Here is a 16319-nt window from a genome sequence, read left to right as displayed (position 1 = left end):
GGAAATGGCGCACGACCGCTTCGGTGGATTGACCGGTTGGGACTTCGAAGGGTTCCACGGTGGTGGAGACACCGAATTGTGGAAGCGCCTCGGCAGCGAGGTGGTGACCGTCGAGGACGACGAGCGCGGCTCCGTCACCGGCGTGCGCTTCGCCCTCTGGGCACCCAACGCCAAGTCGGTCTCCATCATCGGAGACTTCAACTGGTGGACCGGAGACCCCATGGAGCTGATCCCCGGCTCCGGCGTCTGGGGAGCGTTCATCGAGGGCCTCGACGAGGGCACGCTGTACAAGTTCCGCATCGAGACCCAGGACGGATCCTGGATCGAGAAGGTGGATCCGATGGCGAAGTTCAGCGAGCAGGCTCCGGCCAACGCCTCGATCGTCTACCGGTCCCGCTACGTCTGGTCGGACGACGAGTGGATCGCCAAGCGCCGCGCCTCCCAGGCCCACGCCGAGCCCATGAGCGTCTACGAGGTGCACCTGGGCGGCTGGCGCAAGGGCAAGAGCTACCTGGACCTGGCCGAGGAACTGGTCTCCTACGTGAAGTGGCAGGGCTACACCCACGTGGAGTTCATGCCCGTGTCGGAGCACCCGTTCGAGCCCAGCTGGGGCTACCAGGTCTCCGGCTACTTCTCCCCCACGTCCAGGTTCGGGAAGCCCGATGACCTGCGCTACCTGATCGACCGCCTGCACCAGGCCGGCATCGGCGTGATCATGGACTGGGTGCCCGGCCACTTCCCCAAGGACGACTGGGCGCTGGGCCGCTTCGACGGCACCGCCCTGTACGAGCACGCGGACCCGCGCCAGGGCGAGCACCAGGACTGGGGCACCTACATCTTCAACTACGGCCGCAACGAGGTGAAGAGCTTCCTCGTGTCGAACGCGCTGTACTGGATCCAGGAGTTCCACATCGACGGCCTCCGGGTGGACGCCGTCGCCTCCATGCTCTACCTCGACTACTCGCGCGAGGAGGGCCAGTGGGTGCCCAACCAGTACGGCGGCCGCGAGAACCTCGAGGCGATCGACTTCCTGCGCTACTGCAACCGGCACCTGTACGAGCGTGAGCCCGGCGTGCTCATGATCGCCGAGGAGTCCACCAGCTTCGGCGGCGTCACCAAGCCCGTCCACGAGGGCGGCCTCGGCTTCGGCTTCAAGTGGAACATGGGCTGGATGAACGACACGCTGCGCTACCTGCAGCTGGACCCGGTCTACCGCCAGTACGAGCACAACCTGCTCACGTTCGCCATGGTCTACGCCTACTCGGAGAACTTCGTGCTGCCCATCAGCCACGACGAGGTGGTCCACGGCAAGGGCTCCATGATCAACAAGGTCCCCCAGGACGACTGGCGCAAGTTCGCCACCCTGCGCGCCTACTACTCGTTCATGTGGAGCTTCCCCGGCAAGCAGCTGATCTTCATGGGCTGCGAGTTCGGTCAGCGGCCGGAGTTCAACGAGTCTGTGTCCCTGGAGTGGTGGGTCAGCGAGCTGTGGGGCCACGGCGGCCTGCAGCGCCTCTTCCGCGACCTCAACAACCTGTACAAGAGCAACCGCCCGCTGTACGAGCTGGACAACTCGCCCAAGGGCTTCAGCTGGATCAACGCCGACGACGCCGGCCACAACGCCATCTCGTGGGTCCGCCACGACGAGGACTACAACCACATCGCGTGCGTGACCAACTTCTCCCCAGAGCCGCTGCGGGACTACGAGATCGGCCTTCCGGCGGCCGGCCCGTGGGAGGAGATCCTCAACACGGACTCCCCCATCTACGACGGCTCCGGCGAGTTCGGCAACCTCGGAGAGGTCACCGCGCACGAGGAGCCCTGGGGCCACTTCCCGGCGCGCGCCCGCGTGACGGTGCCCCCGCTCGGCTCCATCTGGCTGCGCCGCCTGGCGGACTGACCCCGCACCCGGGTCGTCCGTCGCCCCGCCCACCGGGTACGGTCGTGCCCGTGAGCGACTTCAAGGTGTCCGTGGACATCGCCGGCGGCATCGGCACCCTGCGCTGGGAGGAGCAGGAGGTCGAGATCGACACGCTGCAACGCGCGCTGTCGCTGGCGTCAGACGACGCGATCCTCGCCCATGACCTGCGTCGGCTCCAGGTCGAGCTGCCCGAGTGGGACACCGCGGCGAGGGTCGCGGTGCACCGCTGCGGTTTCCGACTGGAGGGTCGGCTGCGCTCCGCCGCCGAGCCGGAGCCGGGCGTCTTCCGCGACATCCTGATCTACTCGCGCCTCGCCGTCGACACCGTCTACGGGCCCAGCGGGTTCTCGGGAGTGCTGGACTCCATCCTGCCCACCAAGCGCGTCATCGCGCACGCGCTGTTTCTCGACGAGGAGGGCCGGGTGCTGCTGCTCGAGACCTCCTACAAGGAGGACTGGGAGCTCCCCGGTGGTGTCGTGGAGCGGCTCGAGTCCCCGCGCGACGGCGGGCAGCGCGAGACCCTGGAGGAGCTGGGCATCGAGGTGGAGTTCGGGCAGCCGCTGCTCGTCGACTGGATGCCGCCCTACCTCGGCTGGTCGGACGCGGTGGAGTTCATCTTCGACGGCGGCGTGCTCCCGCCTGAGGTCGCGGCTGAGCTCGGCACCGACGACCGGGAGATCCGCGCCATCCACTGGGTCGAGCCCGACGACGTGCCCACCTACGTGACAGAGCTGTCGGCCAGGCGGATCGCGCTCATGCTGAGCGGCTACCGCGGCATGACCGAGAACGGCTACCCGGTCTCCTGAGACCCGCCCGCCATCAGGGCCGGGGAGGGGGACACAATGGGGATATGGCCGACGCTGCACGCGACGTGACCCTCCTCCCCTCCGGCGACGTTGCCCTGGCGCTCGGGGTGGACCCCGCGGTGGGGCTCACCGAGTCCGAGGTGACCGCCAGGCGTGAGGTGCACGGGCCCAACGAGCTGCGCTCCACCCCGCCTGAGTCCGCCTGGCGACGGCTGCTTCGCCAGTTCGCGGACCCGCTCATCTACCTCCTCCTCGCGGCGATCGTCATCTCGGTGATCGCCTGGGCCGTCGAGGGAGGCTCGGGCGTCCCCGTCGACGCCATCGTCATCGCCCTCATCGTGGTGGCCAACGCCGTCATCGGGTTCGTCCAGGAGAACCGGGCCGAGCGCGCCGTGGCGGCGTTGGCCGGCCTCACCGCCACCCGGTCGACGGTCCTGCGCGACGGGCTGCTCACCACCGTCGCGTCCGCCGAGCTCGTCCCCGGCGACATCCTGGTGCTCGCCGAGGGCGACGCCGTCGGCGCGGACGCCCGCCTGGTCACCGCCTCGGCGCTGCGCGTCCAGGAGGCGTCGCTGACCGGGGAGTCCGAGGCGGCGGGCAAGTCGCCCGGCCCGCTGCCCGAGCCGGCACCGCTGGCCGAGCGCAGCAACATGGTCTTCAAGGGCACCGCCGTGGCCCGCGGGGTGGGGCGCGCCGTGGTGACCGACACCGGGATGCGCACCGAGATGGGCCGCATCGCGACGCTGCTGGACGAGACCGAGTCCGAGCCCAGCCCGCTGCAGCGCGAGATCGCCCGCATCTCCAGGACTCTGGGGATCCTGGTGATGGCGATCGCGGTCGTCGTCATGGCCACCACGGCTCTTCTCACCCGGGTCGACAGCCTGGATGAGGCCGTCGACATCCTGCTGATGGGCGTGTCTCTGGCCGTCGCCGCCGTCCCCGAGGGACTGCCGGCCATCCTTTCGCTGGTCCTGGCGATCGGCGTCCAGGCGCTGGCGCGCCGTAACTCGGTGATGAAGGACCTGCACTCGGTGGAGACCCTCGGCTCGGTGTCCGTGATCTGCTCGGACAAGACCGGCACCCTCACCCGCAACGAGATGACGCTGCGCGAGGTGGTCACGGCCTCCGGGCGGATCAGGCTCGGGGGGACCGGGTACGCGCCCGTGGGCGAGGTGACGATCGACGGCGACGTGGACCGCACCCTCGACGAGGCGCGGCTCGCGCTCGTGGCCGGGTCCGTGGCCAACGACGCGCAACTCGCCGAGGTCGACGGCGCCTGGCAGATCCAGGGCGACCCGACGGAGGCCGCATTCCTGGTGGCGGCCAGGAAGCTCGACGGCGCACCCGAGCTGGCCGCGGCCCACGACCGCGCCTCCCAGGTGCCGTTCACGTCAGAACGCCGGATGATGTCGGTGCTGAGCGAGCACCCGGACCTGGGCCACGTCGTGCACGCCAAGGGCGCCCCCGACGTGCTGCTGGAGCTCTGCGCAACGGAGCAGGTGGGCGGAACCGCCGTGCCCCTCACGCGGGCCCGCCGCGGGCAGATCCTGCGCGTCACCGACGACCTGAGCGCCCAGGGCTACCGCACGCTCGGCGTGGCCTGGCGCCCCGCGGCGGCCCACGAGCGGGAGGGGTTCGGCGAGCCGTCGGAGCGCGACCTCACGTTCGGCGGGATCGTCGCCCTGCTCGACCCCCCTCGGGAGGAGGCCGCGACCGCGATCGCCGAGGCCCACCGTGCCGGGATCCGCACCGTGATGATCACCGGGGACCACCCGGTCACCGCCGCGCGGATCGCGGCCGATCTGGGCATCACCGGCGACGGGGGCACCGTCGTCACCGGCGTCCAGCTCGACCGGGCCGACGACGCCGTCCTCGCCGAGATCTCCCGCACGGCGTCGGTGTACGCACGGGTGGCCCCGGAGCACAAGCTCCGCATCGTCGACGCGCTCCAGGCGGACCGCCAGGTGGTGGCGATGACCGGCGACGGCGTCAACGACGCGCCGGCGCTGAAGTCCGCAGATATCGGGGTGGCGATGGGCATCACCGGCACGGAGGTGACCAAGGAGGCCGGGGCCATGATCCTCGGCGACGACAACTACGCCACGATCGTTGCCGCCGTCCGCCAGGGCCGGGTGATCTTCGACAACATCCGCAAGTTCATGCGCTACCTGCTCAGCTCCAACATGGGCGAGATCGCCACGGTCTTCCTCGGCGTGACGCTGGGCGGCGCGATCGGGCTGGCGGACCCGGCGAGCCCGGGCACCGCCGTCGTGCCGCTCCTTGCCACGCAGATCCTCTGGATCAACCTCGTCACGGACTCCGGCCCCGCCCTCGCGATGGGGGTGGACCCCGAGATCGACGACGTGATGGCCAGGCCGCCGCGCCGCTTCGACGACCGGATCATCGACAGGCACATGTGGCAGCGCATCCTCGTGATCGGGGCGCTCATGGGCCTGCTGAGCCTCGTCGCCTACGACCTCACCCTGATCGGCGGGCTGATCGGCGGGCTGGAGCACCTGGCGGCCGACGGCGAGGAGCTGGCCCTGGCCCGCACCACGGTGTTCACCGCGCTGGTGGTCATGCAGCTGGCCAACGCGCTCAACAGCCGGTCGGACTCGGCGAGCGTCGCGAACCACCTCTTCACCAACCGGTGGCTGTGGATCTCGCTGGCCGGCGCCCTGCTGGCGCAGGTGGCGGTGGTGTACCTGCCGGTGCTGCAGCGCGCCTTCGGCACGGCCCCGCTGGGATGGCAGCACTGGGGCCTGGCACTGGGCGCGGGAGCCGTCGTCATCGCCGTCGAGGAGGCCGTCAAGGGGGTGCGGAGGGCCCGCCGATGATCGACTCGCGCGGCGCCTCCCCATAGTCTGGGGGTGTGTCAGCCTCTCCCGTGTCCACGTACCGACTCCAACTGAACGCCTCGTTCACGTTCCAGGACGCCGTGGCGCAGGTGCCCTACCTGGCCTCGTTGGGCGTGAGCCACCTGTTCTGCTCCCCCATCCTCCAGGCCGCGCCCGGCTCGACGCACGGCTACGACGTGGTGGACCACGGCACCGTCTCGGCCGAGTGCGGGGGCGAGGACGGCTTCCGCCGGCTCACCGAGGCGGCCCGCGAGCACGGGCTGGGCATCGTCGTGGACGTCGTCCCCAACCACATGGCGGTGCCCACCCCGCTGTGGCTCAACCGCGCGCTCTGGGACGTCCTGAGGTCCGGGCCCGAGTCCGAGTTCGCGGGCTGGTTCGACATCGACCTCACCCGCTCCCGGGCCATCGTCATGCCGGTCCTCGGCCGCCGCATCGGCGACGAGCTGGCCGACTCCGCAATCGCCGTGGTGGAGCGCGACATCGACGGCCGCCCGGAGCGCGTCGTCGCTTACCACGACCACGTGTTCCCCATTCGCCCGGGCACGGAGGACCTGCCCCTCGACGAGCTGCTGGACCAGCAGTGGTACCGGCTGGCCTACTGGAAGGTGGGCAACGAGGAGCTGAACTACCGCCGGTTCTTCGACGTGGACACCCTGGCCGCGATCCGGGTCGAGGACCAGTCGGTGTTCGACGCCAGCCACGCGCTCCTGCTGCGCCTGTTCGACGAGGGCCTCATCCAGGGGTTCCGCATCGACCACCCCGACGGCCTGGCCACCCCACGCGGGTACCTGCAGAAGCTGCATCGCGCCACGGGCGGCTGCTGGGTGGTGGTGGAGAAGATCCTGGAGCCCCACGAGACCCTGCCCGTGGGCTCGCGCTGCTCTGGCACCACCGGCTACGACGCGCTGCTGCGGGTGACCGGCCTGTTCCACGACCCGGCGGAGCTGCCGCGCCTGAACGAGCTGTGGGAGCGGGTGGCCGGCGGCGAGGGGTGGTTCGGCGCCGCGCTGCTCAAGGCCAAGGAGGAGGTGGTGCGCTCCATGCTGTTCGCCGAGGTGAACAGGCTGGTCTCGATCGCCGTGGCGATCTGCGAGTCCGACGTGACGCTGCGCGACCACACCCGCCGCGAGCTCGGCCGCGCCATCCGTGCGCTGCTGGTCAACATGGACCGGTACCGCGCCTACGTGGAGCCGGGGCTCCCGGCGCCGGTCGAGGAGCGCGCCGTGATCGTCGAGGCCGCAGACCGGGCGCGCCCGGACCTGGCCGAGGACGAGCAGGCCACCCTGGACCTCATCGTCGCCCTGGCCTGCGGCGACACCCGTCCCGGCGAGACCGGCGGCGCCGAGGACCTGCCCGCCGTGGGGTCCGTCGCGGTCACCACCGAGCTGCCGCACGCGGCTCCGGGCGTCGCGGAGCTGCGGGCCGAGTTCATGATCCGCTTCGCCCAGACCTGCGGCCCGGTGATGGCCAAGTCCAAGGAGGACACGGCCTTCTACCGGTGGAACCGCTTCGTGGGGGTCAACGAGGTGGGCAGCGAGCCCACCCTGGTGGGGGTGTCGGTGGACGGGTTCCACAGCTTCTGCGAGCAGACCAACCAGGCCTGGCCCGCCACCATGACCACCCTGTCCACCCACGACACCAAGCGCTCCGAGGACGTCCGGGCCCGCCTCGCGGCCCTGCTCGAGCACGCCAAGGAGTGGGAGGCCTGCGTCGCGGAGCTCCGCGCCGCCACCGACCACGACCGCGCGGGCGTCGACGGCGCCACCGAGCTCCTGGTGTGGCAGACGCTCGCCGCCACGTGGCGCCTCCCCGGCACGGCCGCCGGGGCCGCGCCCATCACCGCCGACCGCCTCGAGGGGTACCTCACCAAGGCCATGCGGGAGGCGAAGGCGCACACCACGTGGTCCGCCCCGGACCAGGCCTACGAGGCGGCCGTGCAGGCGCTGGCCGGCGCCGCGCTGACGAACGAGCGCTGCGCCGCGGCGCTGGACGACTTCACCGCCGCCGTCGCGGACTCGGTGCGGTGCATCGTGCTGGGCACCAAGCTGCTCCAGCTCGCGATGCCGGGCGTGCCGGACGTGTACCAGGGCTGCGAGATCGTGGACCTGTCCCTGGTGGACCCCGACAACCGCAGGCCGGTCGACTTCGCCGCGCGGGCGGACCTGCTGGCCGCCGTCGACGCGTCGCGGCAGCAGAGCCTCGACGCCGAGAAGCTGCTGGTCACCAGCCGAGCGCTGCGGGTGCGGCGCGAGCACCCCGACGCGTTCCGGGGCGAGTCCGCCACGTACGCGCCGGTGCCGAGCACCAGCGGCCACGCCGTCGCGTTCGCCCGCGGTGTGCGCGACAGCGGGGTCACCGCCGTTGCCGTGGCCACCCGGCTCCCCTCCCTGCTCGCCGAACGCGGCGGCTGGGGGGAACATCAGGTGATCCTGCCCGAGCTGCCGCTCGTCGACGTGCTGACCGGGCAGGAGTTCGACGGCGGCGCCACGCCCCTGGCGGAGGTCCTGGCCACGCTCCCCGTCGCCCTCCTGGTGGCCCGGTGAGGCCGGCCGTCTGGGCGCCCAGGGCGCATGAGGTCGCGCTCGTCACCGGCAGCCGCGACCTCCCCATGCGCCCGAACGGCGGCGGCTGGTTCGAGGCAGACGCGGAGCTGCTCCCCGGGGACCGCTACGCCTTCCGGCTCGACGGCGGGGAGCCCCTGCCGGATCCCCGCGCCTTGTCCCTCCCCGAGGGTGTGCACGCCCCGGCGGCCGTCGTGGACCCATCGCTCCTCGCCCGAGGGACCGGCTGGCAGGGGGTCCGGCTGCGCGGCGCGGTCCTCTACGAGCTGCACGTGGGCACCTTCACCGACGCGGGCACCTTCGACGCGGCCATCGACCGGCTCGACCATCTGGTGGGGCTCGGCGTGGAGGCCGTGGAGCTGATGCCGGTGGCCGCCTTCCCCGGTGACCGCGGATGGGGCTACGACGGCGTGGCCCTCTACTGCGCGCAGGAGTCCTACGGGGGCCTGGCCGGCCTGGTCAGGCTCGTCGACGCCTGCCACGCGCGGGGCCTGGGGGTGCTCATCGACGCCGTGCACAACCACCTCGGCCCGGAGGGCAACTACCTCAGCCGCTTCGGCCCCTACTTCACCGACCGGCACACCACCCCCTGGGGGGATGCGGTCAACCTCGACGGGCCCGGCAGCGGGGAGGTGCGTCGGTTCCTCGTCGGATCGGCGCGCCACTGGCTGGTCGACGTCGGGGTGGACGGGCTGCGGCTCGACGCCGTGCACGCCCTGCGCGATCACTCCGACGGGCCGCACTTCCTCGCCGAGCTCGCCCAGGAGGTGGAGCGGTGGTCCGGCGAGGTGGGCAGGCCGCTGACGCTGATCGCCGAGTCGGACCTCAACCAGCCGTGCATGATCTCCCCCGTCGGCTCGGAGCCCGACGCCATGGGCATGCACGCCCAGTGGGCCGACGACGTCCACCACGCGCTGCACAGCTTCTTCTCCCGCGAGACCCAGGGCTACTACGTGGACTTCGGCTCGCCGGAGGTCCTGGCGAAGGCGCTGACCAGGGTGTTCGTGCACGACGGCGGCCTGTCCACCTACCGCGACACCACCTGGGGCGCGCCGGTGGATCCGGGCAGCCGCCACTACGACGGGCACTCGTTCGTGGCGTTCCTGCAGAACCACGACCAGGTGGGCAACCGGGCGCTCGGGGACCGGTTCGCCGCGCACGCCTCCCCCGACCTCCAGGCTGCGGCCGCGGCCCTCTACCTGCTCGGCCCCTTCACGCCCCTGCTGTTCATGGGCGAGGAGTGGGCCGCCTCCACGCCGTTCCCCTACTTCAGCCACCTGGGCCCGGACCTCGGCCCGTTCGTCACGCAGGGCCGGGCCAGGGAGTTCGCCGCCACCGGCTGGAGCAGCCCCACCCCTGACCCGCAGGCGGTCGAGACCTGGCGTTCGGCGGTCCTGCGCTGGGAGGAGCTGCGCGAGGCGCCCCACGCGCGCATGCTCTCCTGGTACCGGCGCCTCCTCGGGCTGCGGCGCGGCGTCGCGGACCTGGGCTCCCCGGACCTGGGCGCCACCCGGGTCGAGGTGGTCGACGAGGACACCGTCGTGATGACCCGCGGCGAGGTCCGGGTGGCCGCGACCCGCGGCCACGGCTCCGAGGTGCGCCTGCCCGGGACCGTGCTCGCCCAGTGGGACCCGGCCGAGGAGCTGGGCGGGGGCCGCTACCGCTTGACCGGGCCGGGCGCACTGGTGGTGCGCGGTTGAACCGGCCGGGGTGTGCGGCAAAGATGGGCGCATGACTCAAGCGAACTTCTCGCGCCCCGGCGCCGTCGACCTCTCCTCACTCTCCCAGCCCGCCGCGCAGGCCGGCGGCGGCTACGTGATGGCGCTGACCGAGGCCGACTTCCAGGAGCTGGCCGCGAAGTCCGCCCAGCACCCGGTGATCCTGGAGTTCCACTCCCCCCGCGACCCGAACGGCGCTGCGGTCTCCGCGGCCCTCGCGGACCTCGTCAACGCGGCCGGCGGCCGGTTCCTGCTCGGCCGGGTGGACGTGGACGCCGAGCCGCGCCTCGCCCAGGCGCTCCAGATCCAGGCCGTGCCCACCGTCGTGGCCGTGATCGGCGGGCAGATGGCGCCGCTGTTCCAGGGCACGAAGAGCCGCGAGGAGATCGCCGCCGTGCTGGACCAGATCGCGCAGCTCGCGGTGGCCAACGGGATGACGGGCCGCGCCCAGCCCGTCTCCGGTGCCCCGTCCCCCGACGGCGCCCCCGAGCCCGCCGTCAACCCGCGCTTCGCCAAGGCGGACGCCGCGCTGGAGGCCGGGGACTTCGCGGCCGCCGTGCGCGAGTTCGACGCCCTCCTCAAGGAGACCCCCGGCGATGCCGAGGTCCTGGCGGGGCGGGCCCAGTCGGCGCTGCTGGAGCGCAGCGCAACCTTCCAGCCCGAGCTGATCGTGCAGCGCGCCTCCGCCATGCCCGACGACCTGTCGGCGCAGCTGGACGCCGCGGACCTCGAGATCATCGGCGGGCTGGCCGACGAGGCGTTCGACCGGCTGCTGGGCCTCGCGGCCCAGTCCGGCCCCGAGGACCGCGACACCATCCGCGTGCGCCTCCTGGAGCTGTTCGAGGTGGTGGGCCGGGCGGAGCCCGCGGTCCTCAAGGCCCGCCGGCGGCTGGCCAGCGTCCTGTTCTGACGACGGCTCAGCGCCAGTCCACCCCCGGGGAGCGGTGGTACCGCCAGCCGCGCGCCTGCCAGTCCTCGGCCATGGACGGGAGCCTGGCCGCGAAGGACGGCCAGTCCAGCGCCCCGGTGCGCGCGATCTCTCCGACCGCCGCCAGCCTCGGCAGCAGCATGTAGGACACCTGGTCGAACGTCTCCAGCGTCTCGGTCCACAGGGTGGCCTCGATCCCCGCGATGGCGGCCGGGTCGAGGCCTTCGATGAGGGCGTGCGGGTCCAGGGCTGCCGTCCGGACCAGCTCCGTGGTCCCCATCCACGACAACCCGAGGTCGTGCGACTCGTCGTACTTCATGTCCAGATAGACGCTGGAGGCGGGCGAGAGGATCACCTTGACCCCGCGCTGCGCGGCGGCCACGACGGGGGCGGTGGCCAGGCGCGGATCCCACACCTGCACGTACTCGCCCTCGCGCAGGTGGGCGGCCGCCTCCTGCCAGGCGATGACGGTGCCGCCCGCGTCGCGGACCGCCGCGACGATCAGGTCGAGCAACTCCCCGTACTCCGCCGCGTCGGTGGCGTGGGACTCGTCCCCGCCCACGTGCACGAGCCCATCGGAGATGTCAACCAGGTAGCGGTAGACGTCGCGGATGAACCGTTGCGTGTCCGGGGCGGCGAGCCTCAGGGACGAGAAGCCCACCTCGATGCCGTGATACTCGGCCGGGCGCACGCCGTCGGGGTTCAGGCCCTCGACGGCGTGCAGCGCCGCGTTCGAGTGCCCCGGCAGGTCGACCTCGGGGATCAGCAGCAGCCCGCGCTCCGTCGCGGCCGCGCGCAGGCGGTCCCAGTCGGCCCGCGTGTAGTAACCGCCGGGTCCGCCTCCCACGCCCGAGCCCGACGACCGCTCCACCAACTCGGGCCAGCCCGGGATGTCGAGGCGCCACCCCTGGTCGTCGCTGAGGTGGAGGTGCATGCGGTTGAGGCCGGCGCTCTGGGCGATGTCCATCACCCGGATCACGTCCTCGACCGGGAAGAAGTGGCGCACCACGTCGAGCGAGAGCCCGCGCCATCCGTAGCCCGCCTGCTCTGCTGCCTCTACTGCCGTCACGTGTTCGTCCTTCCATCGGGCTTGCATCTTGATAGTTAGTAAACCATACTATTCAACGTGCGTCTGAGAACCTTCCAACGGGGCGAGCTCTCCCTCCCCACCCACGTGCGTGACTTCAACCGCGCCGCCGTTCTGCAACGGCTGTTCCGTGGTGGCCCCATGTCGCGCGCCGATCTCGCCCGCCAGATCGGGCTGACCAAGGTCACCGTCTCCGCCCTCATCGCCGGCCTGGTCGAGGAGGGCGTGGTCCGTGAGCTGGGGCCGGACAACCGCCCGGGCACTCCCGGCAAGCGTGGCACGCTCGTGGCACTCTGCGAGGACCAGCGCCGCATCGTCGCGGTGGACCTGACCCGCGACGGCCATCTGTCCGGAGCCACCATGACGCTGACCGGCGAATCGATGGACCACAGCCGCCTCGACGACCTCCTCCCCCTGGGTGACGAAGGCGTCGACGAGCTCACCCGGTTCTGCCGCACGCTGATCGACGTCTCCCAGGTGCCCGTCCTCGGGGTGGGTGTCTCCACTCCCGGCGTGGTCACCGGCGACGGCGTCATCCTCCGCGCTCCCAAGCGCGAATGGTTCGGCCTGGACCTGCAGCACCTGCTTGCCGAGCGGCTGGGGCTTCCGGTCACTGTCGCCAACGACGCCAACTGTGCCGCCCTCGGCGAGTTCGCCTTCGGCGAGACCGACGGCGACTCCGTGTTGTCGATCCTCGTGGGCGACGGCATCGGCGCCGGCCTGGTGGTCGCGGGCTCGCTGGTCCACGGTTCCAGCAGCGCGGCCGGGGAGATCGCGCACATCACCGCCACCACCGCCGGTGACGGGGCGCCGTGGGGCGAGCCCCCCACCTGCGTCTGCGGCAGGCGCGGATGCCTGGAGACGCTTCTGAGCGAACCCCTGCTGCGCGAGGCGATCGACGGCCTCTCTCCCGCCGGACGCACCGCCTGGCTGACCGCCGTCGGCGAACGCCTCGGCGCAGTCCTCGCGCCTGTCGCCGCACTGCTCGACCTGTCGGACATCGTCATCGCCGGCCCCGAGGATCTCCTCGCCGGCCCGGTCGTCGACGCGGCGCGGGCCGCCCTGACCGCCAGGATCTGGCCCGCGATGAACCACGTGCCCACCCTCGGGCTCTCCCGCCTCGAGGACCGCGCGCCGCTCGTCGGCGCCGGGGTCCTCGTCCTGTCGAGCACGCTCGGCATCCCCTGACCGCCATCGATCCACAGTTCACGAAAGGAACACCCACGATGAGACTCATGGCCTCCGCCGTCGCAGCCTCGCTCGCCCTCGGGCTCGCGGCCTGCACGACGACCCCCACGGACACGGGCAGCGCCGCCCCCACCACGTCCGCATCCGGCTCGGCCGCCACCGAGGGCGCCGAGATCACCCTCTGGGTGGCCGGCGCCGACACCCCCGAGGCGCTGCGCGAGTACCTGGTCACGACGTTCGCCGAGGAGAACCCGGGCTCCACGCTGCGCATCGAGGAGCAGGCCTGGCCAGACCTGGTGACCAAGCTCACCACGGCGCTGCCGGACCCGGCCAACACGCCCGACGTCGTCGAGCTCGGCAACACGCAGGCGCCCACGTTCACCACCGTCGGCGCCTTCCTCGACCTCACCGACATGTACGACGAGCTCGGCGGCGACGACCTGTTGCAGTCCTTCGTGGAGGTCGGCACCGTGGACGACAAGATCTACGCGCTGCCCTACTACTTCGGCTCCCGCTACATGTTCTACCGCCCCGACATCTGGGCTGCGAACAACGTCGAGGTGCCCACCACGCTGGCCGAGTTCAGCGAGGCCGCCAAGGCGCTCACCACCGACACCATGAGCGGGTTCGCCATGGGCGGTCAGGACTGGCGCAACGGCATCTCCTGGGTGTTCGCCAACGGCGGCGAGCTTGCCACCGTCGACGGCACCACCTGGACCTCCACCCTCAGCGATCCCAAGACCATCGCAGGCCTGGAGATGTGGCAGGACCTGACGCAGGGCGCCTCCAACCTGCCCGCCACCGAGCGCGACGTGGCCTACTGGGACTTCCTCAACGACGGCGCCGACGGTGCCGCCCCCGCCGCCGCGACCATCATGGCGCCGGGATGGGCCCGCTGGTCCATCGGTGAGCTCACCACCAACGACGCGGGCGACGAGGTGCGCGACGGCATGGCCGACGCCTCGAAGTACGACATCTTCGCCCTCCCCGGCGTCGACGGCGGCATCGCCCCGGTCTTCGCGGGCGGCTCCAACCTGGCCGTCTCCGCCCAGTCCCAGAACCCTGAGCTGGCCAAGAACCTGCTGCGCATCATCTACTCCGAGGAGTATCAGCGCATGCTCGGCGAGAACGGCCTCGGCCCGGCCAACACGCAGTTCACCGACGCGCTGGGCGACGACAAGTTCGCCACGACCATGATCGAGACGGCCGAGAACTCGAAGCTCACCCCGGCCGCGCCGGGCTGGGCCGCCATCGAGGGTGCCTTCGTCTACGAGGAGCTGTTCCAGAAGATCGCCGAGGGTGGCGACGTGGCCGCGCTCGCCGCCGAGTACGACGAAACCCTCACCCCGATGCTGAACGGCCAGGGCTGACCATCCACCGTGGGGTGTCCGGGGAGACCCGGGCACCCCACCGACAGGGAACCACCATGACGACCCACCCTCCGCACCGGAAGGCACCGCCGCCCCGGATCCCCTACCTCCTCCTTCTCCCCAGCGTGGTCGTGCTCGCCGCCGCGCTCGGCTACCCCATCGGTTGGCAGATCGTCACCTCGATGCAGGAGTACGGCCTCGCCCAGCAGTTCGGGCAGCCGCCCCGCTTCGTCGGCCTCGACAACTTCGTCGCGGTCTTCACCCAGGACCGGCTCTGGGCCGTCGTGGTGCGCTCGGTGGCGTTCTGCCTCGTCAACGCCTTCGTCACCGTCGCCGTCGGGCTGGGCTTCGCCCTCCTGATGCGGGCCGTGCCCGCCGCGGTCCGCGTCGTCATCCAGATCAGCCTCCTGCTGGCCTGGGCCATGCCCATGGTGGCCGCCGTCACGGTGTTCCGGTGGCTGTTCGACTACCGCAGCGGCGTGGTCAACTGGCTTCTCACCAGCATCGGCCTCGAGCAGTTCGCGTCCTACGCCTGGCTGTCGCAGCCGTCCACCTTCTTCCTCGTGGCCTCCGCGATCATCATCTGGATGAGCGTCCCGTTCGTGGCGCTGTCGCTGTACGCGGGCCTCACCCAGGTGTCCACCGAGGTCATCGAGGCCGCGCAGATCGACGGCGCCACCTCGCGCCAGATCGTCGGCCACATCCTCCTTCCGATGGTGCGGCCGGTGCTCTCGATCGTGCTGCTGCTGCAGATCATCTGGGATCTCAGGGTCTTCGCCCAGATCCGGCTCCTGCAGGACGCCGGCGCCCCCGTCGCCGAGACCAACCTGCTGGGCAACTTCATCTACGAGCTCGGCGTTGCGCGGCAGGACTTCGGCGCCGCGTCCGCGGTCTCCCTCTTCGTGCTGGCGCTGACGGTGGTGCTCAGCTGGCCCTACGTCCGCTCACTCCTGAAGGAGGACGCCGCATGAGGCGCTCCGTCGTCGCCAAGGCCGGCTGGTCGCTCGTGGGCGTCCTCGTCGCCGCCCTGTGGGTCTTCCCGGTCTACTGGATGGCGCTGTCGGCGATCACGCCGAACGCGCGACTCCGCCAGATCCCGCCCAACTTCCTGCCCACCGACGCCACCATGACCAACCTCACCAGCGTGCTGGAGGATCCGGGCTTCGCCTCCGCGCTGAGGATGAGCCTGGCCATCACCAGCCTGACGGTGCTGTGCGTCCTGGCCTTCGCGTTCCTGGCGGCGCTGGCCATCTCACGGTTCAGGTTCCGCGGGAGGAGGTCTTTCCTGCTGGCCGTCCTGTTCATCCAGATGCTGCCCGCCGAGGGGCTCTTCATTGCGCAGTACAAGATGCTCTCAGGGATCGGTGCCTCGGTGCCGGCGCTGGGGTTGAACTCCCTGCTCGGCGTGACGCTGCTCTACACGGCGGCCGTCATCCCGTTCACGGTCTGGATGCTGCGCGGGTTCGTGGCCGGGGTCCCGGTCGAGCTCGAGGAGGCCGCCATGGTCGACGGCCTCTCGCGCACGCAGGCGTTCCTCCGGATCACCTTTCCCCTCCTTGCTCCCGGCCTGGTCGCCTCCGGTGTCTACGCCTTCCTGCAGGCCTGGAACGAATTCACGGTGGCGCTGGTGGTGCTGCCGGACTCGGCCGCGCAGACCCTCCCTCTGTGGTTGCGGGGGTTCCTCAACGCGTCGGTCAACCGGGGCGTCGACTGGGCGATGGTGATGGCAGCGTCGTCCGTGATCGCGGTCCCGGTCATCGTCTTCTTCCTGCTGGTGCAGTCCCGGATGACCTCGGGGCTGGTCTCTGGCGCCGTCAAGGGCTGAGGCCGCCGGGCTCGGGGCAACCTGATGCAACCCGGCCCCCGGGATGGAAGGATG

General features: G+C 71.4%; 11 protein-coding genes. 10 read left to right on the top strand and 1 reads right to left on the bottom strand.

Going from position 1 to position 16319, the window contains the following annotated elements; all coding sequences use genetic code 11:
- Positions 1–4 precede the first annotated feature (4 nt).
- From glgB to ACX1D3_RS10660, 6 genes are read left to right on the top strand one after another with little or no spacing between them, the layout of a single operon-like run.
- Positions 5–1900, top strand: a complete 1896-nt coding sequence (glgB, locus tag ACX1D3_RS10685; RefSeq protein ID WP_458993862.1) for a 1,4-alpha-glucan branching protein GlgB — start codon at positions 5–7, stop codon at positions 1898–1900.
- Positions 1901–1950: 50 nt separating this feature from the next.
- Positions 1951–2727: an NUDIX hydrolase gene (locus ACX1D3_RS10680; RefSeq protein ID WP_458993861.1), complete on the top strand. Its 777-nt coding sequence runs from the start codon at positions 1951–1953 to the stop codon at positions 2725–2727.
- 44 nt (positions 2728–2771) lie between these two features.
- A complete protein-coding gene (locus ACX1D3_RS10675; protein ID WP_458993860.1) occupies positions 2772–5564 on the top strand; it encodes a cation-translocating P-type ATPase in 2793 nt (930 codons plus the stop codon).
- A 35-nt stretch (positions 5565–5599) separates the two neighbouring features.
- Entirely contained in the window at positions 5600–8131 is a 2532-nt protein-coding gene (gene treY / locus ACX1D3_RS10670) for a malto-oligosyltrehalose synthase (RefSeq protein ID WP_458993859.1), read from the top strand.
- Positions 8128–9849, top strand: coding sequence for a malto-oligosyltrehalose trehalohydrolase (treZ, locus tag ACX1D3_RS10665; RefSeq protein WP_458993858.1), 1722 nt, complete (start codon positions 8128–8130; stop codon positions 9847–9849). Before treY ends, treZ begins: the two co-directional genes overlap by 4 nt.
- Positions 9850–9880: 31 nt before the next feature.
- Positions 9881–10777, top strand: a complete 897-nt coding sequence (locus ACX1D3_RS10660; RefSeq protein ID WP_458993857.1) for a tetratricopeptide repeat protein — start codon at positions 9881–9883, stop codon at positions 10775–10777.
- A gap of 7 nt (positions 10778–10784) precedes the next feature.
- Here the strand turns inward: ACX1D3_RS10660 and ACX1D3_RS10655 are convergent, their stop codons facing one another.
- Positions 10785–11864, bottom strand: a complete 1080-nt coding sequence (locus ACX1D3_RS10655; RefSeq protein ID WP_458993856.1) for a family 20 glycosylhydrolase — start codon at positions 11862–11864, stop codon at positions 10785–10787.
- Between the two features lie 57 nt (positions 11865–11921).
- On the opposite strand from ACX1D3_RS10655, the gene ACX1D3_RS10650 reads away from it, so the two are divergent.
- From ACX1D3_RS10650 to ACX1D3_RS10635, 4 genes are read left to right on the top strand one after another with little or no spacing between them, the layout of a single operon-like run.
- Positions 11922–13070, top strand: coding sequence for an ROK family transcriptional regulator (locus ACX1D3_RS10650; RefSeq protein WP_458993855.1), 1149 nt, complete (start codon positions 11922–11924; stop codon positions 13068–13070).
- A 38-nt stretch (positions 13071–13108) separates the two neighbouring features.
- Positions 13109–14440, top strand: coding sequence for an extracellular solute-binding protein (locus ACX1D3_RS10645; protein ID WP_458993854.1), 1332 nt, complete (start codon positions 13109–13111; stop codon positions 14438–14440).
- Between the two features lie 56 nt (positions 14441–14496).
- Positions 14497–15411: a carbohydrate ABC transporter permease gene (locus tag ACX1D3_RS10640; RefSeq protein ID WP_458993853.1), complete on the top strand. Its 915-nt coding sequence runs from the start codon at positions 14497–14499 to the stop codon at positions 15409–15411.
- Positions 15408–16265, top strand: coding sequence for a carbohydrate ABC transporter permease (locus tag ACX1D3_RS10635; RefSeq protein ID WP_458993852.1), 858 nt, complete (start codon positions 15408–15410; stop codon positions 16263–16265). Before ACX1D3_RS10640 ends, ACX1D3_RS10635 begins: the two co-directional genes overlap by 4 nt.
- Positions 16266–16319: the final 54 nt, after the last annotated feature.

The sequence above is a fragment of the Tessaracoccus yangjingae genome (assembly GCF_054483935.1).
Note: the sequence above shows the minus strand (reverse complement) of the source record. Positions and strands in the feature narration are given on the sequence as shown.

Excerpts from the sequence above, each read along its gene's own strand:
- glgB (WP_458993862.1), top strand. The coding sequence starts at position 5 with ATGGCGCACGACCGCTTCGGTGGATTGACCGGTTGGGACTTCGAAGGG.
- ACX1D3_RS10675 (WP_458993860.1), top strand. The coding sequence starts at position 2,772 with ATGGCCGACGCTGCACGCGACGTGACCCTCCTCCCCTCCGGCGACGTT.
- ACX1D3_RS10660 (WP_458993857.1), top strand. The coding sequence starts at position 9,881 with ATGACTCAAGCGAACTTCTCGCGCCCCGGCGCCGTCGACCTCTCCTCA.
- ACX1D3_RS10645 (WP_458993854.1), top strand. The coding sequence starts at position 13,109 with ATGAGACTCATGGCCTCCGCCGTCGCAGCCTCGCTCGCCCTCGGGCTC.
- ACX1D3_RS10640 (WP_458993853.1), top strand. The coding sequence starts at position 14,497 with ATGACGACCCACCCTCCGCACCGGAAGGCACCGCCGCCCCGGATCCCC.
- ACX1D3_RS10635 (WP_458993852.1), top strand. The coding sequence starts at position 15,408 with ATGAGGCGCTCCGTCGTCGCCAAGGCCGGCTGGTCGCTCGTGGGCGTC.